Below are 25499 nucleotides of genomic sequence, written 5' to 3' on the forward strand. Positions count from 1 at the left end.
CGGAGATTCGGCTACCGTCGGCTGCGGCGGTACTTCCGTACGGCGCGGCGACCGCGAGATTCTTCGTGGGCGTCCATGCGACCCAAGACAAACAGGGCATCGCGACTCAGCGCGAGGTTGCGTGCGGCCTTGGCGAGATGTTCCCGGTTGAGGACGGTGTCATGGAAGATCCCGAGGTGAGTCTGCACCGACTTGGCTTCCGCACCCGCCTTCGCCAGGGCGCGGCGACCCAACGGGTCGGCTGACTCGGCGGTGTATCGAACGGCCTTGGCGCGCTTACGGACTGTGTGAAGTTGTTCCACCCATTCCGGTGACCACGCCGACAGTTTCTTGAGCTTCTTCTCCGCACGGCGCATCCCCGCATAAGACAGCCCCACCGCCTCGGCGGCGGCCTTCCGCGCATCCTGAGTCGCCGCATGCCCGGGGATCGGGGCCTCAATTAGACGGTCGAGATCGTCGAGCATTTGCAGGTATCGCGGGGTCGACATGGCGAATCGAACAGCCTTGAGGCTTCGCTCATGACGCACTTGCTCGTCCTCGATCAAAACTTTAACGAGGTCAGCGGGAGCGCTTTCGCGGGCGAGGAGATGCTCGTTGGCAGCCAGCGCGACCTCGCGGTCGCGGGCGTCACCCAAAACTTCGGCCAGTTGGCGCAATTCGTCGGCGACCGGTGCCGACATCTCGGGAGCGATGGCACCCGGGTACGACTGCAGGATTGATCGAATCTTGCGCGCCGCGACCCGCATCTGGTGAATGGCGTCGTGCCCGTTCTCCCGCGCAATCGGATCCCACATCAGGAGGGCATCGCGGTGCATCGCCAGATCGAACTGCACCAAACCCAACGCCGATGCCTTCTTCGGCAATGCTCGAACCAGATCGTCGTGCGGTTGAGTCCCGATGGCGCGAGCCAACTTTGACTCACTGGACGCTCGCCGAGCACCGGCAGCCAACAGCAACTTCCGGGCCCGTTTCAAGAGTTTGTGATCGCCTCCGGTGAGTTCAAACTCCCACTCCGCCCAGCGATTGGTCGATCCGCCGGGCAACAGCGATTCCGCCGAAACGACGTCCTCACAGAACTCGGCGAGCGACCGACCCTGTTCATCGCGGACGATGGTGACCGTGCGATCGGTGGTAATCGTCGCCACCGGCACTAACTCTGCTGACCGAATGACCGTCAGGATCTGCTCTCGCAACGCTGTTGGCACCTCGGAGTCGCCGCCGTCTTCGAAACTGATGGCTGTTTCTCGGCGCCCGCCAGCCACCGACGACGGCCGCTTCAGGTGCCAGCCAGCATCGGTGCCACCGGTCCGGCGGCGCAGGGTTATTTTGTTCTTCGCCAGCAGCGTGTCGGCGGTGTCGAAGTAGGTGGCCTCGAGCAAGTACGTTTCCGGGTCGCCGATGCTTCCTTCGGTGGCCCTGCCTTCTTCAGTAGCCCGGCCTTCTTCGGTAGCTGCTGTGGACTGTTCCGAATTGGACGGTGCCGCAACGAGTTCAAAGAGTTCAGGCGCTGGAAGTCCCGCTTCGACGTCGAACTTTAACTCGATTTCAATGGTGTCGGACGGACTCATGTTCAACTGCTCCTACCCGGGATGACGGTCAGTGGTCGGCAAAACGATCAGTGGCCTCAACAAGGTGGTGGACGATGCCTGGTTCGAAAGAAGCGTGACCGGCGTCGTCGACTACACGAAGATCAGCGGCGGGCCAAGCCCGATGAAGGTCCCACGCACTGCGCATCGGACAGACCACATCGTATCGGCCCTGAACGATTACCGCTGGTATGTCCGCGATGGTCCCGATGTTCGCGAGCAGTTGGCCGTCGTCCATGAACCCGTGGTTGACGAAGTAATGGTTCTCGATTGTCGCGAACGCGAGATCGAAACGCGTCGTCTGATTCTCGTCAGGCTGGGGGAGAAGGTAACTGGTCTTCGACTCCCAAGTACTCCAGGCGGTTGCCGCGCGCTGCGCGAGTGCCCGATCATCACCGGTCAGGAGTCGGTGGTAGGCCGCAACAAGGTCGCCGTCACGCTCGTCGACCGGAATTGGATCGAGGTAGGTTTCCCACAGGTCCGGGTAAATGTTGGCGGCACCCCCGTTGTAGTACCAGTCGATTTCGCTGCGCCGCAGCAGAAAGATTCCGCGCAAGACGAGTTCGGTGACCCGGTCCGGATGGGCCTGCGCGTACGACAGTCCGAGGGTAGAACCCCATGATCCGCCGAAGACCTGCCATTTGGTGATCTCGAGGTGCTCGCGGATCTTCTCCATGTCGGCAATGAGGTGAGCCGTGGTGTTTACCGATAGGTCGGCACCTTCGGCGATGTGGGGACGCGACTGCCCGCAACCGCGCTGATCAAAAAGCACAATGCGGTAGCGGGCCGGATCGAAGAACTGCCGCTGACGCGGTCCTGTTCCGCCACCCGGCCCGCCGTGCACAAAGACGACCGGCTTGCCGTCAGGATTGCCCGAGCACTCCCAGTAGATCTCTTGGCCGTCGCCTACATCGAGGTGGCCGGAGTCGTACGCGTCGATGGCTGGGTACAGGCTTCGCATGCACCCAACTCTAGTGCCGTCACAGCACTCTCACTCGGTCGCGACGCACGGATCAGTAAGAGTGTTCGGGGCCGGGGAACGTTGCGTTAGCAACCTCGGCGGCGTAGGTACGAGCTGCTTGACGCAGGTCGTCGCCGATCGAGGCGTAGCGCTTAACGAACTTCGCCGTCTTGCCATGCGTGTAGCCCGCCATGTCTTGCCAGACGAGGACCTGCGCGTCGGTCTCGTTGCCCGCGCCGATCCCGACCGTCGGGATGGTGAGCTTGCGGGTGATCTGTGCGGCGATGTCGGCGGGAACCATTTCCATGACAACGGCGAACGCGCCAGCTTCCTGAACGGCAATCGCGTCGGCGACCAACTGCTCGGAAGCCTCGCCGCGGCCTTGCACGCGGAAACCGCCGAGACCGTTCACACTCTGCGGGGTGAAACCGACGTGGGCCATCACCGGAATGCCTGCGGCTGTCAGTGCGGCAATTTGCGGGGCAACGCGTTCGCCGCCCTCGATCTTGACCGCGTGCGCGTTGCCTTCCTTGAAGTAGCGCACCGCAGTTTCCATCGCCTGCTGAGGACTGGCCTCGTAAGTGCCAAAGGGCAGATCAGCGACGACGAGTGCGTGCGGTGCACCGCGCACCACTGCGCGGACCAGCGGAATGAGCTCGTCATTGGTGATCGGGATGGTGGTGTCGTAGCCGTAGACGACGTTGGCGGCAGAGTCACCAACCAGCAACACGGGGATCTCGGCCTCGTCGAAGAGACGGGCTGTGGAGAAGTCATACGCGGTGAGCATCGGCCACTTGCGGCCTTCGGCTTTCCACTGGGCGAGGTGGTGTACGCGGGTCGCGCGGCGCGGAGCGGCCTGCGCGTCGGCGGCGGGAGCGGAGCCGTACACGGATACGTCTGACATGGTCTGCCTCATTTCTGCCTCGAGTCCCGAAAGTCGGGTACCCGGGTTGGTGTGGACAGTCCAATTGTCCCACTGGCGTGCGCGCACGAGTACCCGCACTCCGGTGGGATTGGTCACAGAGCGCGGTGGCGAGTGCTGGCCGCGGTGGCGACACCGTTCGGAGGCATCTGCGTTGGTGTAACACGCATGTAACCGTTGGCCTCTAAGGTTCGCAGTATGGATCGCCAACAGGAATTCGTGCTGCGCACCCTCGAAGAGCGGGACATCCGCTTTGTCCGACTGTGGTTCACCGACATTCTTGGCTATTTGAAGTCGGTCGCCATCGCACCCGCAGAACTGGAAGGAGCTTTCGCCGAGGGCATCGGTTTTGACGGTTCCGCGATTGAGGGCTTTTCCCGGGTCTCGGAAGCCGACATGGTGGCTAAGCCGGATCCGTCAACGTTCCAGATTCTCCCGTGGCGCGACGAAGGTGAGCTGTACTCGGCGCGCATCTTCTGCGACATCACGATGCCCGACGGTTCGCCCTCCTGGGCCGATCCCCGCAACGTGCTGCGACGTCAGCTCAACAAGGCCGCCGACCTCGGCTTCACCTGCTACGTACATCCCGAGATCGAGTTCTTCCTGCTTGAAAACCGGCCTATCGACGGCACGACGCCGGTGCCCGCAGACCGCGGCGGCTACTTCGACCAGGCTTTCCACGCTCTCGCACCCAACTTCCGTCGGCATGCGATCGACGCCCTCGAAGCCATGGGTATCTCCGTCGAGTTCTCCCATCACGAGGGGGCACCGGGCCAGCAGGAGATCGACCTGCGCTACGCGGACGCGCTGTCAATGGCCGACAACGTGATGACCTTCCGCTACCTGGTGAAACAGGTGGCGTTCAGCGACGGGGTCCGCGCAACGTTTATGCCCAAGCCGTTCAGCGACTACCCGGGCTCGGCAATGCACACCCATATGAGCCTGTTCGAGGGCGACACCAATGCCTTCCACAATCCCGATGATCCGATGCAGTTGTCGACTACCGGGAAGCGGTTTATCGCTGGCATCCTGCGCCACGCCAACGAGATCAGCGCCGTCACCAACCAGTGGGTCAACAGTTACAAGCGATTGATCTACGGCGATGAAGCACCGACTGCGGCCACGTGGGGCGGGGCCAACCGCTCGGCCATGATTCGACTGCCGCTGTACACGCCGAACAAGGCGTCGTCGCGTCGCGTCGAAATTCGAACACCGGACTCGGCTTGCAACCCGTACCTGACGTTCGCTGTCCTGCTGGCTGCCGGACTCAAGGGCATCGAAAACGAATACGAGCTGCCCGAAGAGGCGGAAGACAATGTGTGGGCGTTGACCGAAGCTGAGCGCCGCGCGATGGGCTACAGCGAACTTCCGGGTTCGTTGTCGGAGGCGCTGGTCGAAATGGAAAAGTCAGAACTGGTGGCAGAGACGCTCGGCGAGCACGTCTTTGAGTATTTCCTCCGCAATAAGCGTGCCGAATGGAATGCATACCGCAGTAGGGTGACGCCATACGAACTTGAGCATTATCTGCCGCTTTAGGAGGGGCATAAGTGACAGTGTCCCGTGGCCGGTCAGTCGTCCCCAGTCCCGGACGTCTCGGTCTCCTGCAGAATGATGCCCGTGAACGCCTCGGCACCCTCGGGTGGACCGGGGTCGACGAAGTTGAGCTCCTGTGGTCGCTCTCGCGCGCCGCGGACGCCGACCTGGCCTTAGCCGCGCTGATTCGGATGCGCGACGCCGATCCGGACGGATGGTCGGAGATCGACCGGCACGTGCGGACCGACAAGCACTTTCGCGGCAGACTATTCGCGGTCCTTGGCGGGTCGGATGCACTCGGTGACCACCTCGCCGCCGAACCTGGGGTGTGGCGACTGCTGCTGGCCGATGAACTGCCAGATGCCGCAGCCGTCCGCACGTCGCTGCTGGAAGCGGTTGACGCAGAGCCGGTGGAGGATGGTGCCGTCGAACCGGGCGACCTGCTGTATCGGGCGGGGCTCACCGGACCGAACGCTGTGGCCGCGTTGCGCCGGGCCTACCGCGATCAGGTGCTGATCCTGGCCGCTCACGATCTGGCTGCGACCGTCGAAGACGAGCCGGTGCTCTATCTGCCGGAAGTGGGCGGGCGACTGTCGGACCTCGCGGATGCGGCCTTGACCGCAGCCCTCGCTGTCGCCATCACCACGGTGCTCGACGACAAACCGCTCGAGGGGCAAATCGCAGTGATCGCGATGGGCAAATGCGGTGCACGAGAACTCAACTACGTCAGCGACGTCGACGTGGTGTTTGTTGCTGAACCCGCGGATTCGGTGTCGGCGCGGATCGCGGGCGAAATGATGAGCATCGGGTCGTCGGCCTTCTTCGACGTCGATGCGGGCCTACGGCCAGAGGGCAAACGAGGTGTGCTGACGCGCACCTTGGAATCGCACATCACCTACTACCGGCGGTGGGCCAAGACGTGGGAGTTCCAAGCCCTGTTGAAGGCGCGCGCCATGACCGGTTCGATGACTCTCGGAGCGGAGTACATCGCAGCTACTTCGCCGATGGTGTGGGATGCCTCCGAACGAGACGACTTTGTGCCAGAAGTACAGGCCATGCGGCGCCGGGTCGAGGAATTGATCCCGGCGGAAGAAAAGTCCCGCAACATCAAACTCGGTGGCGGCGGCCTGCGCGATGTGGAGTTTGCCGTCCAACTGCTGCAGATGGTTCACGGGCGCGTCGACCCCGATCTGCATGTGCAGTCGACGGTCGACGCTCTCGCAGCACTGACCGACGGCGGGTACATCGGCCGCGACGACGGGGCGAACTTTTCGGCGTCCTACCAGTTTCTGCGACTGCTGGAACACCGACTGCAATTGCAACGACTGCAGCGCACACACCTGCTGCCCGAGCCCTCCGACAAGGCCGGGCTCCGCTGGTTGGCCCGCGCAGCGCACGTTCGCCCACAGGGCGACAAGGATGCGCGGCAGGTGCTCAATGAAGAACTTCGCAAGCAACGCGGCCGGGTTAGGCAGCTGCATCAGAAGCTGTTCTACCGGCCGCTCCTGGAATCGGTGGCGCGACTGGACAAGGGCGCACTGCGGTTGTCGGACGAGTCGGCCAAGCGTCAGTTGGCCGTGTTGGGGTGGTCGTTCCCCGACCGGGCGCTCGCCCACATTCGGGCGCTGGGTTCGGCCGCCGGCCGCAGCGGGCAGATCCAACTCCTGATTTTGCCTGGTCTGCTCGAGCACATCAGCCAAACGCCAGACCCAGATGCCGGGCTGCTGAACTATCGGCGCCTGTGTGACGAAGTGGTCGGCGTCGACTGGTTTTTGCGGCTCCTGCGCGACGATGGCGTCGTAGCCGAACGCCTCATGCATGTGCTCGGCACCAGCGAGTACATCGCGGACCTGCTGATGCGGTCGCCAGATGTGATCCAGCTGTATTCGTCGGGGGCCACCGGACCCAAGCTGACCGAAGTGGACTCCGCCGATGTGGTGAAGGGGCTCGTCGCGTCGACGATGCGGGCGGCAGACTTGGATCGTGCGGTGGCAGTGGCCCGGTCGCATCGGCGCGCGGAACTCGCGCGCATTGCGTCCGCTGACCTTCTGGGTTTGATGTCGGTGCGGGAAGTTTGCCGAGCGCTGTCGACAGTCTGGGCGGCCGTTCTCGGTGCCTCTCTCGACAAGGTTATTGCGACCACTCTGGTGCCTGGTGAGCCGTTACCCGCGAAGATCGCAGTCATCGGTATGGGCAGGCTCGGCGGTGGCGAACTCGGCTACGGGTCGGACGCCGACGTGATGTTTGTCTGCGAAGCCAGTGCGGGCGTGGCGGAAGAGACCGCAATGCGGTGGGCACAGTCGGTGGCCGACCAAGTTCGGCAGATGCTCGGCACGCCGAGTGCCGATCCGCCCCTGGAAGTCGATGTGGGTCTGCGGCCAGAAGGTAAGAACGGCCCGATCGTTCGGACCCTGGCCTCGTATGAGTCGTACTACCGCCAATGGGCGCTGCCGTGGGAAGTTCAGGCGCTGCTGCGTGCCCACACCGTGGCGGGCGATCCGGATTTGGGTCTGCGTTTCCTGCACATGATCGACGCGACGCGTTATCCCGAAGGGGGAGTGTCGTCGGATGCTGTCAAGGAGATCCGAAGGATCAAGGCCCGCATCGACTCGGAACGACTACCGCGCGGCGCAGACCCAGCGACTCATACGAAGCTCGGGCGCGGTGGGCTCGCCGACGTCGAGTGGACAGTGCAGCTGACCCAGCTGCGGTATGCGCACAAACATCCGGAACTGCATAACACTTCGACCCTTGAAACCTTGGACGCCATCGGCGAGCTGGGACTACTCACGCAGGAACAGGTCGAGATGCTGATGGACGCCTGGCTGACCGCAACAAAGGCCCGCAACGCGCTGGTCTTGGTTCGCGGCAAGCCCGTCGACCAGCTGCCCGGCCCCGGTCGCATGCTGCGATCGGTTGCGTACGCCGCAGGCTGGCCGCAGGATCAGGCGCAAGAGTTCTTAGAGCACTACATGCGTGTGACGCGGCGGGCGAAGGCCGTTGTGGTGGAAGTTTTTGAAAGCTGACGACCCCTTATTTAAGGAGATCCATGGCATTGCGAAAGCTTGGAGATGCGTGACCGCGAGGTCGACCCGACATATCGGGTAAGTTGCTGGGTGGACGCGCTGCTGCGTCGATTTGCGGAGGGGCAACAGCGTGAGCATTCTTCATAGCAATTGGGGTCGGCCTGTCGCCGAGGTCGTGACAGCTGGGTTCCGGGTGGGTCAAAAGGTCGCGGGTCCGGCCCTGCGCGGCGCACAAACGCTCGTCGGAAAGGTGCATCTCCGCGAACTCGTGGAACGCACTCCGGAAAAGCAGCGCGCAACCAGCCGTGTTGTCTATGACTTCTTCTCGGGGATCGGGCCAGAACTCGCGCATCCCGGCGGATCTTTGCCCGGCGCAAATCAGTGGGATGTGAAGCCAAACGATGAGCATCCCGTTCCGGTAATCCTGGTGCACGGCACCGCTGGCGGTGCGCAAACGAACTGGGGTACCTATGTCCCCCTCCTTGTCGACGCAGGCTTTTCGGTCTTCACCCTTACTTACGGGGCGATTGAGGGTGCCAGATGGCCAATCTCGGCCTTGGGTGGAATGAAGCGCATCGAAGAGAGTGCGGCCGAATTCGGTGCGTTCGCGGAGAACGTGTTGGCTGCGACGGGCGCGTCGCAGATCGATGTCGTTGGTCATTCCCAGGGCACCCTCATTCCGGGCTACTGGGCGAAATTCCTTGGGGGAGAAGGCAAGATCCGCCGGTACGTGTCGCTCGCGCCGCTATGGGAGGGGACGTCGACGTTGACCCGCACGCGTCCGGCAGCGATCGAATTGCGAGATCGTTACGGTGTGGAACCGGGTGCGGTTATTCCCTGCCACGCACTACCGCAGATGATGGTCGGATCGCACTTCATCGACAAGATGAATTCCGGCGGCACACCGTACGTCGAGGGCATCGAGTACACCAACATCTCCACCGAGCACGATGAACTTGTTCGCCCTTACACCTCCGGGCAGGTACCGGGCGGCGACGGTATGGACGTGACGAACATTGTCTTGCAAGACGGGTGCAGCAAAGACCTGTCCGACCATCTCGGGATCTGTGGCTCACCCCGCGCGGCGGCGTTGGTGCTGAACGCGCTCGAAGGCCGCGACGTCCGCAATGTGCCGTGCCAGTGGGTAGCGCCGTTCTTCGGTTCACCGCTCTTGCGTCGCACCGGCGGCCTGCCCGACGTGATTGTGCCGTTGCATCCGCAGGCAGAAGCCAGCGAAATCGATTCGTCCACAGCCGCCACCCAGGTCTCGAACAACCCAGAAATGAGAACCGGCCACGTCTAGCACCCGAAGGTGCAAGACGTAGCCGGTTTGAACTCTGGCGCTGTCTAGTTCTGTGCTCCGACGATCTTCAAAACGAACACGATGGTGTCGCCCGCATTGATGGATCCGTCCGGGGTGCCCTGCGGGTAGCCCTCGGAAGTGGGGATCACGACGGCAACCGTGGAGCCGACCTTCTGCCCGACGAGGGCCTTCTTGAAGCCTTCGACTACCCCGTTAGCCGGGAACTGGGTCGATTCGCCGCGCTGGTAGCCGCTATCGAAGACGGCACCGGTCGTACCGTTGACACCCTCGTAGAACACGTCGACGGTGGTGGTCTCGGCGACGGTGGCCCCATTACCCGGGATCAGCGTGTGGACTTCGGTGGCGTCCACCTTGAACGGTGTGACGATCTGGACCATCGGAGCCAAGTTCTTGGCATCGTCGGTGACGGTGAAGGTTGCGCAACCTTCGGTGCCCTTGACCGTCCACGACTGCTGCGCCGCGTACTTGGCTGGAACGACGGGGCAGCCGTCGTTGACCTCGGTCGCAGTCTTGTTCAACTCGGCCGCTTGGGGTGAGCTTTCCGTCGCGTCCGTCTGCGTTGCAACGGAGTCTGACGTCGATGAGGGGTCGCTGGAATCGGTCGACGAGCAGCCTGCGAGCGCGAACGCTCCGACGGCCATCGGGACCAGGATCAGTGCCTTTAGCTTCATGGTCGTCCAGCCTATCGGCCCAGCAGCTAGACCTTTTCTGCGGCCATGATTTTGAGCACGAAGATGATGGTGTCGCCGGGTTTGATGGTGCCGTCCGGAGAACCATCGGGATAGCCGTCGTCCGGGGTCATCGCGACGGCGACACTGGCCCCAACTCGCTGCCCGACGAGTGCGCGGCGGAACCCGGGAACCACTCCGTCAGTGCGCAAGCGCAGGGGTGTGCCGCGCTGGAACGAACTATCGAAAACCTGTCCGTCACGGCCGTCGACCCCCTCGTAACAGACATTCACCGCCATCTCGTCGGTGATCTCTTTGCCCGTCCCGGCCTCGAGGGTCTTGACCTGAGTTTCGTCGACGCTGAACGGGGCGGTGACCTTGATGAGGGGGCCAGCGGTGTCCGTGGCCGCCGCGACAGCTAGCTTTCCGGTGGCACCGGAGATCGTCCACTGCGGCCCGGTGGTGACTGCTGGATCAGCCTCGGGGCACACGCCACCCTCCATGGCCGGGGTTGCCTGGGTGATCGTCAGACTCGTGGGAACACTGTCGGAGCTGCCCGAGGAGCACCCAGCCACCAGGAGAGCGCTCGCGGCGACAGGGATCAGGATCGCAGACTTGACCTTCATTGGCGCGAGACTAGCAGGCGGTCCTGAAAAAACTCCGGTGGCGCAGGCACACGATTGTGCCGCGCCACCGGAGCATCCCTGGGGGGACTATTTATTAGGCGCCGATTGCCTTGGCGATCGTCGGCCAGGAGTAGTGCAGTTCGCGCTCCCAGTAGCCCCACGAGTGGGTACCCTGCGGGCGCAGACGAATGGTGGCCGGGATCCGGAGAGCGGCCAAACGCTCCGCCATGCGCTGCGTGCAGACGTTGGTGGCGGCCTCGATGGCGCCGCCGACAGCCACGCGGTCAGCGAGCGCTACGCCCTCGGCAGTGGTACTACCGACATTGACCGACTCGTCTTGGCCCGGGAGGCCGGAATTCGACGACAGGTAAACCTGGGTGCCGCGCAGCTTGGCTGCGTTTAGGTACGGATCGTTTTTGCGCCAACCGGGGCCGTTGTAGGGACCCCACATGTTGCGAGTGTCCGCCTTGCCGCGGTCTTCGACGACCAGGCGGATGTACTTTTGGCCGACCGGATCGCTGGTCTGCGCGCAGCCGCTGTACGAGGCGGTGATCTCATACAGTTGGGGAGCGGCGATTGCCAGGTTCAGCACCGACGTGCCCGACATCGAGATGCCGGCGATTCCATTCTTGCCGGTGGTCTTGAACTCCTTGTCGATCAGCGGAGGCAGTTCCTTCGTCAGGAACGTCTGCCACTTCTGTTTGCCGAGGACCTCGTCGTCCTTCTCCCAGTCCGTGTAGTACGAGAAGATGCCCTTCAACGGGGTCACGACGTTGACATTCTTGGTGCGGAAGTACTCGACGTAGTTGGTACGCAGTGCCCAGCTTGCCGAGTCTTCACCGCCGCCTGCGCCGTTAAGCAGGTAGAGGACCGGTGCAGGCTTGCTGGTGTCCGCGGGACGCAGGACGTCGAGCGGAATGTTTTGGTCCATCGATTCCGAGTAGACGGTCACCACTTTGTGCTGCGGGCTATTGCCGTCGGCGACCGACACGATGCTCGACGGCGTCGCTGCATCGGCCTGGCCGGGCATCAGCGACGTGCCAACGGCACCGGTCGCGAGCATGAGGGCGGCGGCGAGGACACCGGCGAAGGAGCGGGGCTTCATACGAGTACTTTCCACTTCCACGAATCGCGAAGAACAACTCGTGTGTCAGGGCCTGGGGCGGCGCGGGACTGTGAGTTTGACAACCAGAACAGTCAGACTCACCGTCAGTCATAGCACCGAATAAAGTGCAGCTACCTACACAGATTGATGCCGCTGGCACGGAAGTGTCGAGGACTCGGACAGTTCCGGCACCCTACCGGCACACTCGGCATCAAACAGGTTCATCCGACCAGATGACCCGGTGAATTGTCGTCAATTTGCAGCTGCCGTCCGGTGTGGCACCGCGGGAGTCGGAGGGGCGAGAAACAACCGACACCAGCCCCACAACAAACGGCCCGCCCGGCAAATGCCGGACGGACCGTTTGGTGACGAAGTTCGCTTGCCGAAAGGCCAGCGATCAGCAGTCGTAGTAGAGGTTGAACTCGTACGGGTGCGGGCGAATTTGGATCGGCTCGATCTCATTCTCGCGCTTGAGCGCACACCAGGTCTCGATGAGGTCTTCAGTGAAGACGCCACCTGCGGTCAGGTAGTCGTGATCGGCTTCGAGACGGTCGATGGTGGCAGCCAAGGACGTCGGTGCCTGCGGGATGCTCTTGGCTTCCTCCGGCGGGAGTTCGTACAGGTCCTTGTCGACGGGCTCGTGCGGCTCGATGCGGTTCTTGATGCCGTCGAGGCCGGCCATCATCATCGCTGCGAACGCCAGGTACGGGTTGCCCGAGCTGTCGGGGCAACGGAACTCGATGCGCTTGGCCTTCGGGTTGTTGCCCGTGATCGGGATACGGACGCACGCGCTGCGGTTGCGCTGGCTGTAAACCAGGTTGATCGGAGCCTCGTAGCCCGGAACCAGACGCTTGTACGAGTTCATGGTCGGGTTCGTGAACGCCAGCAGCGACGGCGCGTGGTGCAGGATGCCGCCGATGTAGTGACGTGCCATGTCCGACAGTCCCGCGTAGCCGGACTCGTCGTGGAACAGCGGCTTGCCGTCCTTCCACAGCGACTGGTGGGCGTGCATGCCCGAGCCGTTGTCGCCGAACAGCGGCTTCGGCATGAACGTGACGCTCTTGCCGTTCTGCCAGCCGGTGTTCTTGATGACGTACTTGAACAACTGGACGTCGTCTGCGGCGTGCAGCAGCGTGTTGAACTTGTAGTTGATCTCGGCCTGGCCGCCGGTGCCGACCTCGTGGTGACCGCGCTCGAGGATGAAGCCCGAGTTGGTGAGGTTGGTCGACATCTCGTCACGCAAGTCCACGTAGTGGTCGTACGGTGCGACGGGGAAGTAGCCGCCCTTGGGGCGAACCTTGTAGCCCTTGTTGGGTGTGCCGTCGGGATTGGTCTCCGACGAGGCATTCCAGTAGCCGGACTCTGATTCGACCTTGTAGTGCGTCGAGTTCATCTCCGAGCTGTACGAGACGGAATCGAAGATGTAGAACTCGGCTTCGGCACCGAAGAAGCAGGTGTCGGCGATGCCGGTCGAGCGCAGGTACTCCTCCGCCTTGCGGGCAACGTTGCGCGGGTCGCGGCTGTACGCCTCGCGGGTGAAGGGGTCGTGGACGAAGAAGCTGATGTTCATCGTCTTGGCCTTGCGGAACGGATCGATCCGCGCGGTGGCGGGATCCGGCAGAAGCATCATGTCGGACTCGTCGATCGACTGGAAGCCGCGAACCGACGAACCATCGAATGCCAAGCCTTCTTCAAAGACGTCTTCGGTGAATGCTGCTGCGGGGATGGAGAAGTGCTGCATCGTTCCCGGCAGGTCACAGAAGCGGATGTCGACGTACTCGACACCTTCGGCCTTGATTCCTTCGAGCAGTTCCTCGTTCGTGTTGTACACGGTTCGCCTGACTCCTTCTTAGGTGAAGATCCGCTCAGAAACTCTCTGACGCGGAACCCGCGCCGACCTTGCGGCGGCACGAATCTCGATAGCTAGATTACGTAGATGACGTTGCTCGCGCGCTAAACCAATGTTTCTCCTTTGTTACGTCGTTGTCGACAGCGTTACAAAAGGCCGCGTTTGCGGGGTTGTCGTGTGGTGAGAGTCACTTGATTGGGGTGGCTGCGTTTGCTGACTACGATGGACCCATGATCGTTTCTCGAGGAGGCAAGTAGTGGGACGCGCAACTGGCTCGTGGTTGTCGGGGCCGGAGTTCCCGGGGGCCACCGAGAATGCGTACCGCGGAGAAGACCTGGGCCTCCCGGAGACGGGGCCCGGTTCGTTGGCTGGCGGATGGAAGCGTGTCCTCGGGTTGCTGTTGGACTGGATCATTGCCGGCGGTCTGGCCGTCATTATCTTCGGGATCAAGCCTGCCCAGGGTGCCGCGTCGAGCCTCGAAATGACGATGCGTTCGGCGTCGACCCCGCAGTTCCTTATTTGGATTGCGATTGGGGTGCTCGCCGTGACGATCTTCGGGTTTACCCCGGGACAGTTCCTTGCGGGAACTCGGACCGTCCGCGTCGACTTTGGTCGTGAACGTGGCGCCGCGGAAGCCAGTGGCGAAGAGCCTCGCGCAGCGGTCGGGATTGTTCGCGCACTTGGTCGCATGGCGATCATGCTGTTCGTCGTGCCCGCCCTTATTAATGACTACAACGGTCGTGCCATGCACGACCGCGCCACCGGCACCGCCATCGTCCTCGCGCCTGGAAAAACCCGCGCGTAGACCCTTCGGGCCTTTCCCTTTTCTGTCACGATTCGACCGTTCCATCACGACACGCCGTGATCGGTGACGGAACGGTCGTGTCGCATCACGCGGATGTGACAGAAAAGGGGGAAGCGGAGGACGCGACCGTAACAATGGTGGTTGTTAACGTCGGTCGATGGTGAGATAGTTTGTTCCCTAACTATGAGAGGGAACACTATGCGGATGGTCGATATGCTCGCCTCACTGATTCCCGGTGCCTATGCCCGGTCGAATCCGCGCATCGAACTCGCCGACGCGGTGGTGATTGTGACTGGCGCGGCGCGGGGGATTGGCGCACAGGTAGCGCGAGATTTCGTGACGGCGGGCGCGAACGTGTGGATAGGCGATGTCGACGCCGACGTGGCAGCTACGACCGCCGCGTCGATGCCGGGGGCGAGGTCTGCACGTCTCGACGTGACCGACCGCGCCGACTGGCGGATCTTCGTCGAGGCGGTGCTCGCCGAGCACGGGCGCATCGACATCCTGGTCAACAACGCTGGCGTGATGCCGGTGGGACCGTTCCTTGACGAGCCGACGGAGACGACGGACCTCATTGTGGACGTTAACGTCAAGGGCGTTCTGAACGGGATGAGTGCGGTGTTGCCGTCGATGGTCGACGCTGGTCGCGGCCACATCGTGAACGTGGCTTCGATGGCCGGTCTGCTGCCGCTCCCGGGAATGATCACTTATAACGCCAGCAAGTTTGCCGCGTACGGGGCATCGATGGCTGCCCGCCGGGAGTACGACGGGACGGGGGTCACGGTCTCGTCGATCCTTCCCGCCGCGGTGCGTACGGAACTCTCGTCGGGTGCTGATCTCGGTGGCGTCCTGCCGACAGTCGACCCCGAAGACGTCGCTCGCGCCATTATCCGCACCGTAAAGACACGCGCCGCACGCACTTCGGTACCTGGATGGGTGCTGCCCGGATGGATGCTGTCGGATACCGCGGTGCCCGAGCCGGTTGAGCGCGTCGTCCGTGAACTCGTTGGCCACCGCCAGGCGATGGCACTCGACGCTGTCCAGAGGGCGTCGTATCTGACCCGAATTCGCAGGCAGGCCAGCGACCATTCCCGCATTGAACCGACGACCGTCGAACCGACGACGAATTCGACTCCCACGGTGAGCAAGTCGTGAAGACGGCACTGGCGATTGGCTGCGGCGGAACCATTGGCGGCGCGTGGGCTATTGCCGCACTTGACGAACTGACCCGACAAACCGGGTGGGACCCCATGAAGGCCAGCGTGCTGCAGGGGACGTCGGCTGGCGCAGAAATAATCACCATGCAGGCGGGAGGCTTTACCGCCGCAGAGCTTGCCGACATGCAGGCGGGCCGACCGACCGATCCAATCCTGGAAAGGCATGTGGCACGTACCCCGGCGAGCCTGCCGACCGTCCCTGGTTTTGGGAAGCTGCAAGTGTCCACCTTGTGGACCCGATCGGGTGGGCACGCGGCGTTGTCGGGCATCGCACCGCGCGGCCGCGGAGATGCCTCGTGGTTGCAGGACCTTGCCGATGCCGTGATTGCGAAGAATGGCGGCGACCTGCGCCATCCCGGTGCTCGCCGCGTCGCCTACCGGTCGAGTGACGGCCAGCGGGTAGCTTTCGGGGCACCCGGTGCTCCTCGAGCAACCGCTGGGGAGGCCCTGCGAGCGTCGTGGGTCATTCCCGGCTGGATGCCTCCGGTCACGATCGACGGCCAAGACTACTTGGACGGGGGAACGGCCTCGACGGCGTCGGTGGACCTCATTGGCCCGAACGAGGCGGACCTCATCTATGTGATCACGCCGATGGCATCGGCCCCGCCGGTACGGGCTCCGGGTTTGGGTGGTCTCGCCGAATCGCTGATTCTGCGGCGACCGATGTCTGCCGTGCTCGACGCCGAGATTGCCCGCGTCCGCAGTCGCGGCACCCGGGTGGTTCACATCGCACCGAGTTCGGCCGATATGGCGGCGCTGCGATCTCATTTCATGAACCGCAAGCACCGGGCGGCGGCATTCGCCGCATCGGTTTGTACAGTTCCCGACACCGTCAGGCAGGCGCTCGCGCAGGAGTCGGTCCTGTGAGGCCAATCCGTGAGCCGCGCATCATTGTTATTGGCGCGGGCGTTGCGGGAATCACCACCGCCTACGTTCTGCAGCAGGCCGGTTTCACTGACTTCACGGTTCTCGAGAAGGGCAGTGACGTCGGCGGCGTGTGGCATTGGAACCGCTATCCCGGCCTCACCTGCGACGTCCCCTCGCAGCTCTACCAATTCGGCTTCGCCCCCAAGCCCGACTGGTCGCGGATCTGGGCTAGCGGCACCGAGATTCAGCAGTATCACCGGGACGTGGTCGACGACTGCGGCCTGTCTGACCGGATCCGCCTCAATGCGGAAGCCACAGATGCCACGTTCGACGACGCTTCGGGCGAGTGGACGGTAACCCTGGCGGACGGCGAGAAGTTGGTTGCCGACTTTGTGGTGTGCGCGACGGGCGTCCTCGAAAACCCGGCGATCCCCAACATCCCGGGCCTGTCTTCGTTCGCGGGCCCCGTGGTCCACACTGCGCGCTGGGATCCGGATCTGGAAATCGCCGATCGCCGGATCGCGGTGATCGGGACCGGCTCAACCGGCGTGCAGGTGGTATCGGCGCTGCAGCCAACCGCTGCCCATCTGACTCATTTCACCCGAACGCCGCAGTGGATTCTGTGGGCCCCGATGACATTGCGGCAGCCGCTGTTGGCGAAGTCCGTGCTCGGTAAGTTGCCCGCAGCGCACTCGGCGCTGTACCGCACCCTCATGTGGGGTGCGGGAATCCTGCCCGACATTGTCATCAACGACACGTGGCGTCGTCGGGCTGTCCAAACCTATGCACGACTATCGCTTCGCGTCCAGGTCCGCGATCGCAAACTCCGCAAACAGTTGACCCCGGACTACGAACCGCTCTGCAAACGGCAGGTGGTGTCGGGGACCTACTACCGTGCGATCACGGCGTCGAATGCGGAACTGGTAACCGCGGGCATTTCCCAGATCTGTCCGGAAGGAATCGTCACCGACGATGGACGACTCCACGAAATGGATGCCATCGTGATGGCCACCGGCTTCCGCGCGCACGACTACATGCGGCCAATGACGATCACCGGTCGCGATGGTCTCACGCTCGACGAAGCGTGGGCCAACGGGCCGCGCGCCTACGCGATGACGGCAATCCCGGGTTTCCCAAACCTGTTCACGGTGCTGGGCCCCAATTCGCCAACCGGATCTATTTCGCTGCAACACACGGCCGAGAAGACGGCCGGGTATCTGCTGACCTGGTTTGAGCAGTTCCGTCAGGGTGTCATCGATCAGGTCGAAGTGACCGAGGAAGCGACCGCCGCATTTAACGAGGAGGTGGTGGCCGCGTTGAAACCGACAATTTGGAACACCGGTGGATGCAATTCCTGGTACTTCAACGAGTCCGGCGTTGTCGATCTGTGGCCCTTCGACCGTAAAACTCTCGATGCCATGCTCACGTGCCCGAATTCGACGCACTATCGGACGAGTGTGCGCGCGAAGGCAGCCGAATCAGTCGACTGAGGCGACGCCGGCGGAGGAGTGCGAACGCAACAACGACAGGACCTCATCGGATCCGTCGAACTTGCGGGCCGTGCGATGCGAAACGCGCCAGCCGGCGTCGGTCCGCGTCAGTTTCCAGAAGTTGGCCGTCGAACGCAGCACGGTGAACGCGCGGTCGTCGTTGTTGCGCAGAATGAGTTGCGAGTAACTGATCACGGTGGCGGCGTCACCGTCGATACTGATCTGCGGTGCGCTCATCACGTGGCTGCAACCGTGGTGCACGATGCCTTGATGGGCACGACCGTTCACCATGCCGGCAATCTCATCGGAGCCGGTGAGGACTCCGGTATCGACGTCGTATACGCCATCGTCGGTGAAAAGGGCCAGCACATCGTCGGCGGAACCGGCATCGACGGCCGGGCCGTAGCGGTAAATCACGTCCGTGATTTCCAGCCGATCTTCGACGCTGCGCAGTCGTGCTTCCAGGGTGGCGAGACGTTCTTCGGTGCTGTTGGATGCGGTAGTCATGCGTTCTCCGGGGGAGTGAACTGTGCGCCGTGGGCGCGGGCTATGGATTGGAGTTCGACGAGTTGGTCGGCGTAGTGGTCGACGCTGGTGGCGTTGATGGCCGCAGTAATTCGGGTGGCGCCGCCGTCGCGGAGTTCGTCGAGTTGACGTCGCACTCGATCGGGGTTGCCGAGCGGATCGAGCGGCGCGGTCGCCAGGATGACGTCGAACCCGTGCGGGACCTCAACGCCGGCGAGCATGGTCTTGACCTCGGTAGCGGGCAGTGCGAACGGGTTGAAACCGTCGCCGAGTTCGATGGCTCGCCGCAATGCCCGCTTACTACGACCACCGACCCACACCGGCACGGTGGCCTGCTGGGCATGGGGTTCGACGGTGACGCCGCTGTAGGAATAGAACGGGCCGTCGTGCGACGGGGTGCCGGTGCTGAAGGCCGATCTGATCGCCTCCAGAGCGTCGTCGGCACGCTTGCCTCGGTCGTCGAACTCGGCACCGATCAAGTCGAACTCTTCTTTCAAGCTGCCGACGCCAACACCGAGGATGAGACGTCCGCCAGAGACCTGGTCGAGGGTGCCGTACCGCTTGGCGATCGCCAGCGGGTGGTGATAGCCAAGCACCACAACGCTCGTCGCAAACCGAATCTGGTGCGTCACCGCAGCCAAGTAACCGAAGGTGGCCAGCGGGTCCCAGTAGGTGCCGCCCCGTACGGTCGCGACATCGGACGGGACCGCGACGTGCTCGCTGCAGGTGAGGTAGTCGAAGCCGAGGGAGTCGGCAACCTGGGCGACCGCAGCGACCTCGGTGATCCCGGCGCCGCGTTCCCACGCCTGGGTGGTTGGCGGAAACGCGGTGACGACGGGAAGACCGAGACCGATCCGCATCTAGTGCCCGACGATCTTCGCGACGGCGTCGGCGGCTTGCTGGACAATCTTGGCGCGGTCGGCGCCTGACTTCCAGCGAGCGGTCTGCTCATTGCCTTCGACGATGCTGACGGGCCCGTTGGCCAAGTTGCTCAGGCCCTGCGCGGCAACGTCGTCAGGTTCGCCGACCGCCATGCCGGGGATGTCGAAGTTGAGACCCTTGCGCTCCATCGCGGGAGTTCGGGTGACACCCAAAACGAGGTGCAGAACGTCGACGCCCTTGGGCTTGCATTCCACCCACAGACCCTCGGAGAAGATCCGAAGGAACGACTTTGAGGCGGCGTAAATGCCTTCCATCGGTGAACCGTTGTAGCCCGAAAGCGACCCGACGAGCATGACGCCACCGCGCTGCCGTTCGACCATCTTGCCTGCGAAGTGATGTACCAGCGGCAGTTGGCGAAGCACGTTGAGCGTCAGTACCTCCTGCTGTTGGTCCAGATCGCTGCCGACAAATGGACCGCCGTGCATGTTGGCACCGGCATTCAAAATTAGGAGTCCGACTTCGAGATCGTCGGTTGCGGCGATCAAGTCGGCGACGGCCGTCTCGGAAAGCAGATCGAGGGGGACGGTCCGCACTTCGGCGCCCGCGGCCCGAACTTCGCTGGCCGTCTCTTCGAGGCGCTCAGCATTCCGAGCTACCAGCACGACACCGAAACCATCGCCCGCCAATTGGCGGGCAAATGCCGAGCCGACGCCCTCTGATCCGCCGACAATAACGGCCCACGGTCCGTACTTGGCAATATCGGTCACTGCTTATGCTCCTCCACGTCGACGTGTTGTCCGGCTGATGTTGCGCATCTTGGCGCCCTGCGGCATCGGGCCCTTGGGCATCGCGGCACCCGCGTTGCCCTTGGCTTTCAGTGCCGCTAGGCGACCTTCCAGCGCATCCATCCGCTTCTTATCAATGTTGGATGGAAGCTTCCGGATGTGCCGCTCAAGCTTTGCGAGCGGCACTTGCCCTTCAGCATCGCCGACGAGGATCTCGTAAATAGGGGTGTCTCCCACTACGCGGGCAGCTTTTTTCTTTTCCTGCGCCAGCAGTGGCTTGACGCGCGTGGGGGAGCCTTCGCCGACCAGAATGACGCCCGGTTTGCCGATGACGCGGTGGATGGCGTCGAGGTGTGAGGTGCCGGTGATGGCCTGCTGGACACGCCACTGGCCGCGAATATTGCTCAGTGCCCAGCCTGCGGCACCGGGCTGCCCTTCAGCCTTCTTAAAAACGCTCTTCTGCACCCGGCGACCGAACAGGACAAAGGCGAGGAGAGCGCCCAGGATGATGCCGAGCGGGATACCGAACCAGAGGCTCTTGAAAACGAAGTAGCCGAGTAGCCCAAAGATCAAGGTGGTGACCAGGATGGTCGCCACCATCAGCGGGATGAGAGCCTTGTCTTCCTTGCGCTGCATCTGGAACGCTTGCCAGATTTGCTGCCTGCGTTCCTTGCTCGCTGCCTTGCGCGCGACCTTCGCCGCCCGCTTTGCCTCTTTACTCGCGTTATCTTGCGCCTTTGCCATGGCTGCCATTCTACGGTGCGGCCTTCAGCACGTGACGCGGCGGCGCGAGTGGCGCTTTACTTCGCGCTGGCTCCCATGCGTTCCAGCAGCGACGATGCCTCCTGCGAGGCCGTGCCCTCCTGCGCCAGGTGCGCCAACGCTTCCGGCAGTTCGCGTCCGTGGCGGGCCATGGCCTTGGCGTACAGGCGTCCTGCGCGGTACGACGAGCGGACAAGCGGACCTGCCATGACGCCGGCGAAACCGATCTCCTCGGCGAACTTTGAGTGCTCGACGAACTCTTCGGGCTTGACCCACCGGTCGACCGGATGGTGCCGCACGGATGGTCGCAGGTACTGGGTGATCGTCACGATGTCGCAGCCAGCCTCGTGGAGGTCGCGCAACGACTCGCGGACCTCGTCGGGCGTCTCACCCATGCCGAGGATGAGGTTTGACTTGGTGACCAGACCGAAGTCGCGTGCCCGAGTCAGGACTTCCAGCGACCGCTCGTAACGGAAAGCCGGGCGCACGCTCTTGAAGATGCGCGGCACCGTCTCGAGGTTGTGTGCCAGGACTTCCGGGCGCGAGTCGAAGACTTCTTCCAGGAGGTCGGGCTTCGCGTGGAAGTCGGGGATCAGATTCTCGACGCCCGTGCCGGGGTTGAGTTCGTGAATCTTGCGGACGGTCTCGGCGTACAGCCAGGCACCTTCGTCGGGCAGGTCGTCGCGGGCCACGCCAGTGATGGTGGAGTAGCGCAGACCCATCGCCTGCACCGACTCGGCGACGCGGCGGGGTTCGTCGCGGTCTAGGGCCGACGGCTTACCGGTGTCGATCTGGCAGAAGTCGCAGCGGCGGGTGCACTGTTCGCCGCCAATCAGGAAGGTGGCTTCGCGGTCTTCCCAGCATTCGTAGATATTGGGGCAGCCTGCTTCTTCGCATACCGTGTGCAGACCTTCGCTGCGCACCAGGCCCTTGAGTTCGGTGTACTCCGGGCCCATCGTTGCGCGTGTCTTGATCCACTTCGGCTTCCGCTCAATAGGCGTCTGCGCGTTACGAACTTCCAGTCGCAGCAGTTTGCGCCCCTCGGGTGCGTCAGCGGAACCTGAAGATGCGGGATTAACGGGCGTGGTGGTCACTTGGACGATCCTACGGGTGTTGGTGCCGAAGCCCCATTGGTGCTGTTCAGGGCGTCAGCAGAAGCTACAGTCGGATCTGACTGGCTGTCCAGAGCGGCCTCGACCAGGGCTGCGGTCGTGTCGATCAGACTGGCGATGGTGATTTCTGTACCGGTTTCGCGGGCCAGACAGGTAACGCCGGCGTCGGCGATTCCGCACGGCACAATCGCGTCGAAGACGCTCATGTCGGGGTTTACGTTGAGGGCAAACCCGTGGAAGGCGACGCCCTTGGCGACGCGAATGCCAATCTGGCCGAGCTTGCGTTCGCCCGAGGCGTCGCGGATCCACACGCCGGAACGCCCCTCCACCCGACCGGTCGCGACACCGTGCTCGGCGCAAACCCGGATGAGGGCTTCTTCGAGTCGGCGGACGTAGTCGACGACATCGAGCGGTTCGGCGAGTTTGATGATGGGATAGCCGACGAGTTGGCCCGGGCCGTGCCAAGTGATGTGGCCGCCGCGGTCGACGTCGATCACGCGGGCACCGTTGACAGGTCGCTCGGAGTCTTCGGTGCGCTTGCCCGCGGTGTACACCGACGGATGCTCCAGCAGGAGCAGGAGATCGTGGTCGAGTTCGCCGGACGCGCGTTGCTCAGCCAGTTGGTGTTGCATCTCGTACGCGGCGACGTAGTCGACGGTTCCAAGCTTGCGTACTTCGATCGGCGCGCTACTTTCGCGCGAGGGCGCATTACGCACGGCAATACTCCAGTGCAGATGTCAAAGATGGATGGGTGAAGGTGAACCCGCTCGATTCCAGGCGTTTGGGAACGACGCGGGATGAGGCAAGGATCATTTCCTCGACCATCTCGCCTCCCACCCGACGCACCGCAGCAGCAGGGATACGCATGAACGCCGGGCGTTTGACCGCATGCGCGAGTGCGGTGGAAAAGTCCGCGGCTCGCACCGGTTCCGGTGCCGTCAAGTTCACTGGTCCGGTCACGTCGTCTGCGGTGAGCAGGTGGGTGATCGCCGCGACCTCGTCGGCGAGGCTGATCCACGAGAACCACTGGCGACCATCCCCGAGTCGTGCACCCAAACCGAGGCGGTAAACGGGAAGTAGTTTGGCGAGCATTCCGCCGCGCGGGGACAACACCGGGGCGGTGCGAAGGGTTACCACCCGCGCAGTAGCCGCCGCGGCCGCGGTGGCAGCTTCCCAATCCGCTGTCAGGTCGGCCAAGAATCCGGAACCACCCGGTGAATCCTCATCGGCGATCCGTTCACCGGTGTCGCCGTAGAACCCGGTTGCGCTGGCATTGATGAAAATGCCGACGCCAGCGGTGGCTACCGCGTCGGCGAGAGATGTGGTCCCAATGATTCGGGAATTGCGCAGTCGCTGCTTCACTTGGCCGCTCCATCGGTGGGCACCGATGTTTTCCCCGCCCAACCCGATGACGGCGTCGAACCCCGCCAAGGCTTGCGGATCAATCCCGGAAGTTTCCGGGTCCCAAGCGATTTCCCCTGCAGAAGCGGGAGCACGACGCACCAGTCGGTGAACGTCGTGCCCCGCTTGCTGCAACGCGGGGACGAGTGTCGAGCCAATTAGCCCGCTACTACCCGCAACAGCGATCTGCATCTATCTGTGCTTACAGACCAAGATCGCCAGCGAACTCGGCGTTCTCAAGACGGTGACGCACTGTCGTCACGAAGCGGCCAGCGTCGGCCCCATCGATGAGACGGTGGTCGTAGGTCAAGGGCAGGAACGCCATGGATCGTGCCGCGATCGACTCGGTGCCATCCTCGGCGGTGAGGACCACCGGGCGCTTGACGATCGCGCCCGTCCCCAGCATCGCGGCCTGTGGCGGAACCAAGATCGGGGTGTCGAACAGGGCACCCTGGCTACCGATGTTGGTGATGGTGAAGGTGCCGCCAGCGAGTTCGTCGGGCTTCAAGTTGCCTGAGCGTGCACGGTCGGCAATATCGGCGATGGCGCGAGCCAAACCGGCGAGAGACAGATCGTCGGCGTTGTGGATGACCGGCGACAGCAGTCCCTGCTCGGTATCGACGGCGATGCCCAGGTGCACGTTCGCGTGGTACGTGATCTCCTTGGCTTCCTCGTTGATCGACGCGTTCACATTCGGGTGCACCTTGAGGGCTTCGACGACGGCCTTCGCGAAGAACGGTAGGAACGTCAGGTTGACGCCCTCGGCAGCCTTGAAGGAGGCCTTCGCTGCCGTGCGCAGTGCCGCGATGCGAGTCATGTCGACCTCGTGGACCTGCGTCAACTGGGCGCTCGACTGCAGCGACTCGCGAGTCTTTGCCGCGGTGATCTGCCGGATGCGGTTGATCTTCTGCGTGGTTCCGCGCAGGGCATCGAGTTGCGGATTGACCGCAGGTGCGGCAGCGGCCGGAGCAGCGGGTGCGGCGGCCGGTGCCGGAGCAGCAGCGGCCGGAGACTTCGCTGCCTCGGCAGCGGCGATCACGTCTTGCTTGCGGATGCGTCCACCAACGCCGGTGCCCTTAACGGCAGCGAGGTCAATGTTGTGCTCGGCTGCGAGCTTTCGCACCAGGGGTGTGACATACGGGGTCGACTGGAGTTCGCTTGCCGAGGTCGTAGCGGTGCCTGACGCGGCAGGTGCGGCGGGCGCCGGTGCAGGGGCGGACGGAGCCGGTGCAGCCGCGGCCGGAGCCGGAGCCGCCGGTGCGGGCGCCGGGGCAGCGGGTGCCGGGGCAGGTGCGGGAGCGGCGGGTGCCGGGGTTGCGGGTGCGGCAGGAGCCGCGACGCTCGCATCACCGATCACGGCGAGCTTGCCGCCCACCTCGATGATGTCGTCGACATTGGCGGCGATTTCGAGCAGTACGCCAGCTGCGGGCGACGGAATCTCGGTGTCGACCTTGTCGGTGGAAACTTCAACCAACGGCTCGTCGACCTCGATGGTGTCGCCAACTTCCTTCAGCCAGTTGGTGACAGTGCCCTCGGTGACCGACTCGCCCAACTCCGGCATCACCACGTCGACGCCGGTTGCAGCGGCGGCTGGGGCGGCAGCGGCAGGCTCCGGAGCAGCGGGCTCGGGTGCGGCCTCGGGCTCGGGAGCGGCAGCGGGTTCGGGGGTGGAGGCGGGTTCGGGGGTGGAGGCGGACGCATCGTCGGCAACGGCCTCGCCAGCTTCACCGATCAGGGCCAACTGCCCACCGATCTCAACGATGTCGTCCTCGGCGGCAACGATCTTCACCAGCACACCCGCGACGGGCGACGGAATTTCCGTGTCGACCTTGTCGGTGGAGACTTCCAGCAGCGGCTCGTCGACCGCAACCGTGTCGCCTTCCTGCTTCAGCCATTGGGTGACGGTTCCCTCGGTGACGCTCTCGCCCAATGCGGGCATCTCGACAGAGAAGGCCATTTGTATGTGACTCCCTAACAAACTCGTGAACTGTACTGTTCGGTCGATCGGTCGATGCTGTGGTTGTGACGCGGGTCCGCCAGCGTGTGCGGAATC

At 63.5% G+C, this 25499-nt stretch carries 22 protein-coding genes; 7 read left to right on the forward strand and 15 right to left on the reverse strand.

The genetic code is table 11. The features are described from left to right. Positions 1-11: 11 nt before the first annotated feature. Genes AC1L34_RS02675 through panB form a run of 3 tightly spaced genes read right to left on the reverse strand, consistent with a single transcriptional unit; the run spans position 12 to position 3451 of the window. Positions 12-1568, reverse strand: a complete 1557-nt coding sequence (locus AC1L34_RS02675; RefSeq protein WP_424325913.1) for a CYTH and CHAD domain-containing protein — start codon at positions 1566-1568, stop codon at positions 12-14. Between the two features lie 28 nt (positions 1569-1596). Then, a complete protein-coding gene (pip, locus tag AC1L34_RS02680; RefSeq protein WP_424296728.1) occupies positions 1597-2547 on the reverse strand; it encodes a prolyl aminopeptidase in 951 nt (316 codons plus the stop codon). 52 nt (positions 2548-2599) lie between these two features. Continuing rightward, entirely contained in the window at positions 2600-3451 is an 852-nt protein-coding gene (gene panB / locus AC1L34_RS02685) for a 3-methyl-2-oxobutanoate hydroxymethyltransferase (RefSeq protein ID WP_424296726.1), read from the reverse strand. A gap of 216 nt (positions 3452-3667) precedes the next feature. On the opposite strand from panB, the gene glnA (AC1L34_RS02690) reads away from it, so the two are divergent. The 3 genes from glnA (AC1L34_RS02690) to AC1L34_RS02700 all read left to right on the forward strand — a co-directional run bounded on the left by glnA (AC1L34_RS02690) (position 3668) and on the right by AC1L34_RS02700 (position 9331). Next, the gene (gene glnA, locus AC1L34_RS02690; protein WP_424296724.1) at positions 3668-5005 is read left to right on the forward strand and encodes a type I glutamate--ammonia ligase; all 1338 of its coding nucleotides are present in this window, start codon (positions 3668-3670) and stop codon (positions 5003-5005) included. Positions 5006-5016: 11 nt separating this feature from the next. After that, entirely contained in the window at positions 5017-8028 is a 3012-nt protein-coding gene (locus tag AC1L34_RS02695; protein ID WP_424296722.1) for a bifunctional [glutamine synthetase] adenylyltransferase/[glutamine synthetase]-adenylyl-L-tyrosine phosphorylase, read from the forward strand. 130 nt (positions 8029-8158) lie between these two features. After that, positions 8159-9331 (forward strand): esterase/lipase family protein, encoded by a 1173-nt coding sequence (locus AC1L34_RS02700; RefSeq protein ID WP_480035085.1) that lies wholly within the window; start codon positions 8159-8161, stop codon positions 9329-9331. 44 nt (positions 9332-9375) lie between these two features. Here AC1L34_RS02700 and AC1L34_RS02705 read toward each other — a convergent pair whose 3' ends face one another. The 4 genes from AC1L34_RS02705 to glnA (AC1L34_RS02720) form a co-directional block, all read right to left on the reverse strand. Continuing rightward, positions 9376-10023 (reverse strand): FKBP-type peptidyl-prolyl cis-trans isomerase, encoded by a 648-nt coding sequence (locus AC1L34_RS02705; protein ID WP_424296719.1) that lies wholly within the window; start codon positions 10021-10023, stop codon positions 9376-9378. Positions 10024-10049: 26 nt separating this feature from the next. Continuing rightward, entirely contained in the window at positions 10050-10646 is a 597-nt protein-coding gene (locus AC1L34_RS02710; RefSeq protein WP_424322519.1) for an FKBP-type peptidyl-prolyl cis-trans isomerase, read from the reverse strand. 94 nt (positions 10647-10740) lie between these two features. After that, positions 10741-11751, reverse strand: a complete 1011-nt coding sequence (locus AC1L34_RS02715; RefSeq protein ID WP_424295284.1) for an alpha/beta hydrolase — start codon at positions 11749-11751, stop codon at positions 10741-10743. A gap of 397 nt (positions 11752-12148) precedes the next feature. Further along, the gene (gene glnA / locus AC1L34_RS02720; RefSeq protein WP_424295286.1) at positions 12149-13582 is read right to left on the reverse strand and encodes a type I glutamate--ammonia ligase; all 1434 of its coding nucleotides are present in this window, start codon (positions 13580-13582) and stop codon (positions 12149-12151) included. Between the two features lie 274 nt (positions 13583-13856). On the opposite strand from glnA (AC1L34_RS02720), the gene AC1L34_RS02725 reads away from it, so the two are divergent. The 4 genes from AC1L34_RS02725 (at position 13857) to AC1L34_RS02740 (ending at position 17979) form a co-directional block, all read left to right on the forward strand. Beyond that, positions 13857-14405 (forward strand): RDD family protein, encoded by a 549-nt coding sequence (locus AC1L34_RS02725; RefSeq protein ID WP_424322517.1) that lies wholly within the window; start codon positions 13857-13859, stop codon positions 14403-14405. 198 nt (positions 14406-14603) lie between these two features. Then, positions 14604-15560: an SDR family oxidoreductase gene (locus tag AC1L34_RS02730; RefSeq protein ID WP_424322516.1), complete on the forward strand. Its 957-nt coding sequence runs from the start codon at positions 14604-14606 to the stop codon at positions 15558-15560. Then, positions 15557-16489, forward strand: coding sequence for a patatin-like phospholipase family protein (locus AC1L34_RS02735; RefSeq protein WP_424322515.1), 933 nt, complete (start codon positions 15557-15559; stop codon positions 16487-16489). The genes AC1L34_RS02730 and AC1L34_RS02735 overlap by 4 nt, the downstream gene beginning before the upstream one ends. Beyond that, positions 16486-17979 carry a flavin-containing monooxygenase gene (locus tag AC1L34_RS02740; RefSeq protein ID WP_424322514.1) on the forward strand — a complete coding sequence of 498 codons (1494 nt, stop codon included), beginning with the start codon at positions 16486-16488 and terminating at the stop codon, positions 17977-17979. The genes AC1L34_RS02735 and AC1L34_RS02740 overlap by 4 nt, the downstream gene beginning before the upstream one ends. Here AC1L34_RS02740 and AC1L34_RS02745 read toward each other — a convergent pair. From AC1L34_RS02745 to sucB, 8 genes are read right to left on the reverse strand one after another with little or no spacing between them, the layout of a single operon-like run. Then, a complete protein-coding gene (locus AC1L34_RS02745; RefSeq protein ID WP_424322513.1) occupies positions 17968-18486 on the reverse strand; it encodes a nuclear transport factor 2 family protein in 519 nt (172 codons plus the stop codon). The two genes, AC1L34_RS02740 and AC1L34_RS02745, sit on opposite strands and share 12 nt — an antisense overlap. Then, positions 18483-19364 (reverse strand): LLM class F420-dependent oxidoreductase, encoded by an 882-nt coding sequence (locus AC1L34_RS02750; protein WP_424293399.1) that lies wholly within the window; start codon positions 19362-19364, stop codon positions 18483-18485. Before AC1L34_RS02750 ends, AC1L34_RS02745 begins: the two co-directional genes overlap by 4 nt. Beyond that, complete coding sequence (locus AC1L34_RS02755; RefSeq protein ID WP_480035086.1) at positions 19365-20153, reverse strand: SDR family NAD(P)-dependent oxidoreductase; 789 nt, start codon at positions 20151-20153, stop codon at positions 19365-19367. Between the two features lie 3 nt (positions 20154-20156). Continuing rightward, the gene (locus AC1L34_RS02760) at positions 20157-20915 is read right to left on the reverse strand and encodes a DUF4191 domain-containing protein (protein ID WP_424293397.1); all 759 of its coding nucleotides are present in this window, start codon (positions 20913-20915) and stop codon (positions 20157-20159) included. Between the two features lie 56 nt (positions 20916-20971). Beyond that, entirely contained in the window at positions 20972-22027 is a 1056-nt protein-coding gene (gene lipA / locus AC1L34_RS02765; protein WP_424293396.1) for a lipoyl synthase, read from the reverse strand. Further along, the gene (gene lipB / locus AC1L34_RS02770) at positions 22024-22761 is read right to left on the reverse strand and encodes a lipoyl(octanoyl) transferase LipB (RefSeq protein ID WP_424293395.1); all 738 of its coding nucleotides are present in this window, start codon (positions 22759-22761) and stop codon (positions 22024-22026) included. Before lipB ends, lipA begins: the two co-directional genes overlap by 4 nt. Further along, positions 22754-23638, reverse strand: a complete 885-nt coding sequence (locus AC1L34_RS02775; RefSeq protein WP_424322512.1) for a TIGR01777 family oxidoreductase — start codon at positions 23636-23638, stop codon at positions 22754-22756. Before AC1L34_RS02775 ends, lipB begins: the two co-directional genes overlap by 8 nt. A 10-nt stretch (positions 23639-23648) precedes the next feature. Beyond that, complete coding sequence (gene sucB / locus AC1L34_RS02780; protein ID WP_480035087.1) at positions 23649-25403, reverse strand: 2-oxoglutarate dehydrogenase, E2 component, dihydrolipoamide succinyltransferase; 1755 nt, start codon at positions 25401-25403, stop codon at positions 23649-23651. Positions 25404-25499: the final 96 nt, after the last annotated feature.

It is taken from the genome of Gordonia sp. 34D (assembly GCF_056682775.1).

What these genes read in the sequence shown, in the direction of transcription:
- panB (WP_424296726.1), bottom strand. Translation starts at nt 3,451, where the DNA reads ATGTCAGACGTATCCGTGTACGGCTCCGCTCCCGCCGCCGACGCGCAG.
- sucB (WP_480035087.1), bottom strand. Translation starts at nt 25,403, where the DNA reads ATGGCCTTCTCTGTCGAGATGCCCGCATTGGGCGAGAGCGTCACCGAG.
- AC1L34_RS02730 (WP_424322516.1), top strand. Translation starts at nt 14,604, where the DNA reads ATGCGGATGGTCGATATGCTCGCCTCACTGATTCCCGGTGCCTATGCC.
- AC1L34_RS02705 (WP_424296719.1), bottom strand. Translation starts at nt 10,023, where the DNA reads ATGAAGCTAAAGGCACTGATCCTGGTCCCGATGGCCGTCGGAGCGTTC.
- AC1L34_RS02710 (WP_424322519.1), bottom strand. Translation starts at nt 10,646, where the DNA reads ATGAAGGTCAAGTCTGCGATCCTGATCCCTGTCGCCGCGAGCGCTCTC.
- glnA (WP_424296724.1), top strand. Translation starts at nt 3,668, where the DNA reads ATGGATCGCCAACAGGAATTCGTGCTGCGCACCCTCGAAGAGCGGGAC.
- AC1L34_RS02750 (WP_424293399.1), bottom strand. Translation starts at nt 19,364, where the DNA reads ATGCGGATCGGTCTCGGTCTTCCCGTCGTCACCGCGTTTCCGCCAACC.
- AC1L34_RS02760 (WP_424293397.1), bottom strand. Translation starts at nt 20,915, where the DNA reads ATGGCAAAGGCGCAAGATAACGCGAGTAAAGAGGCAAAGCGGGCGGCG.
- AC1L34_RS02775 (WP_424322512.1), bottom strand. Translation starts at nt 23,638, where the DNA reads ATGCAGATCGCTGTTGCGGGTAGTAGCGGGCTAATTGGCTCGACACTC.
- AC1L34_RS02715 (WP_424295284.1), bottom strand. Translation starts at nt 11,751, where the DNA reads ATGAAGCCCCGCTCCTTCGCCGGTGTCCTCGCCGCCGCCCTCATGCTC.
- pip (WP_424296728.1), bottom strand. Translation starts at nt 2,547, where the DNA reads ATGCGAAGCCTGTACCCAGCCATCGACGCGTACGACTCCGGCCACCTC.
- AC1L34_RS02675 (WP_424325913.1), bottom strand. Translation starts at nt 1,568, where the DNA reads ATGAGTCCGTCCGACACCATTGAAATCGAGTTAAAGTTCGACGTCGAA.
- AC1L34_RS02745 (WP_424322513.1), bottom strand. Translation starts at nt 18,486, where the DNA reads ATGACTACCGCATCCAACAGCACCGAAGAACGTCTCGCCACCCTGGAA.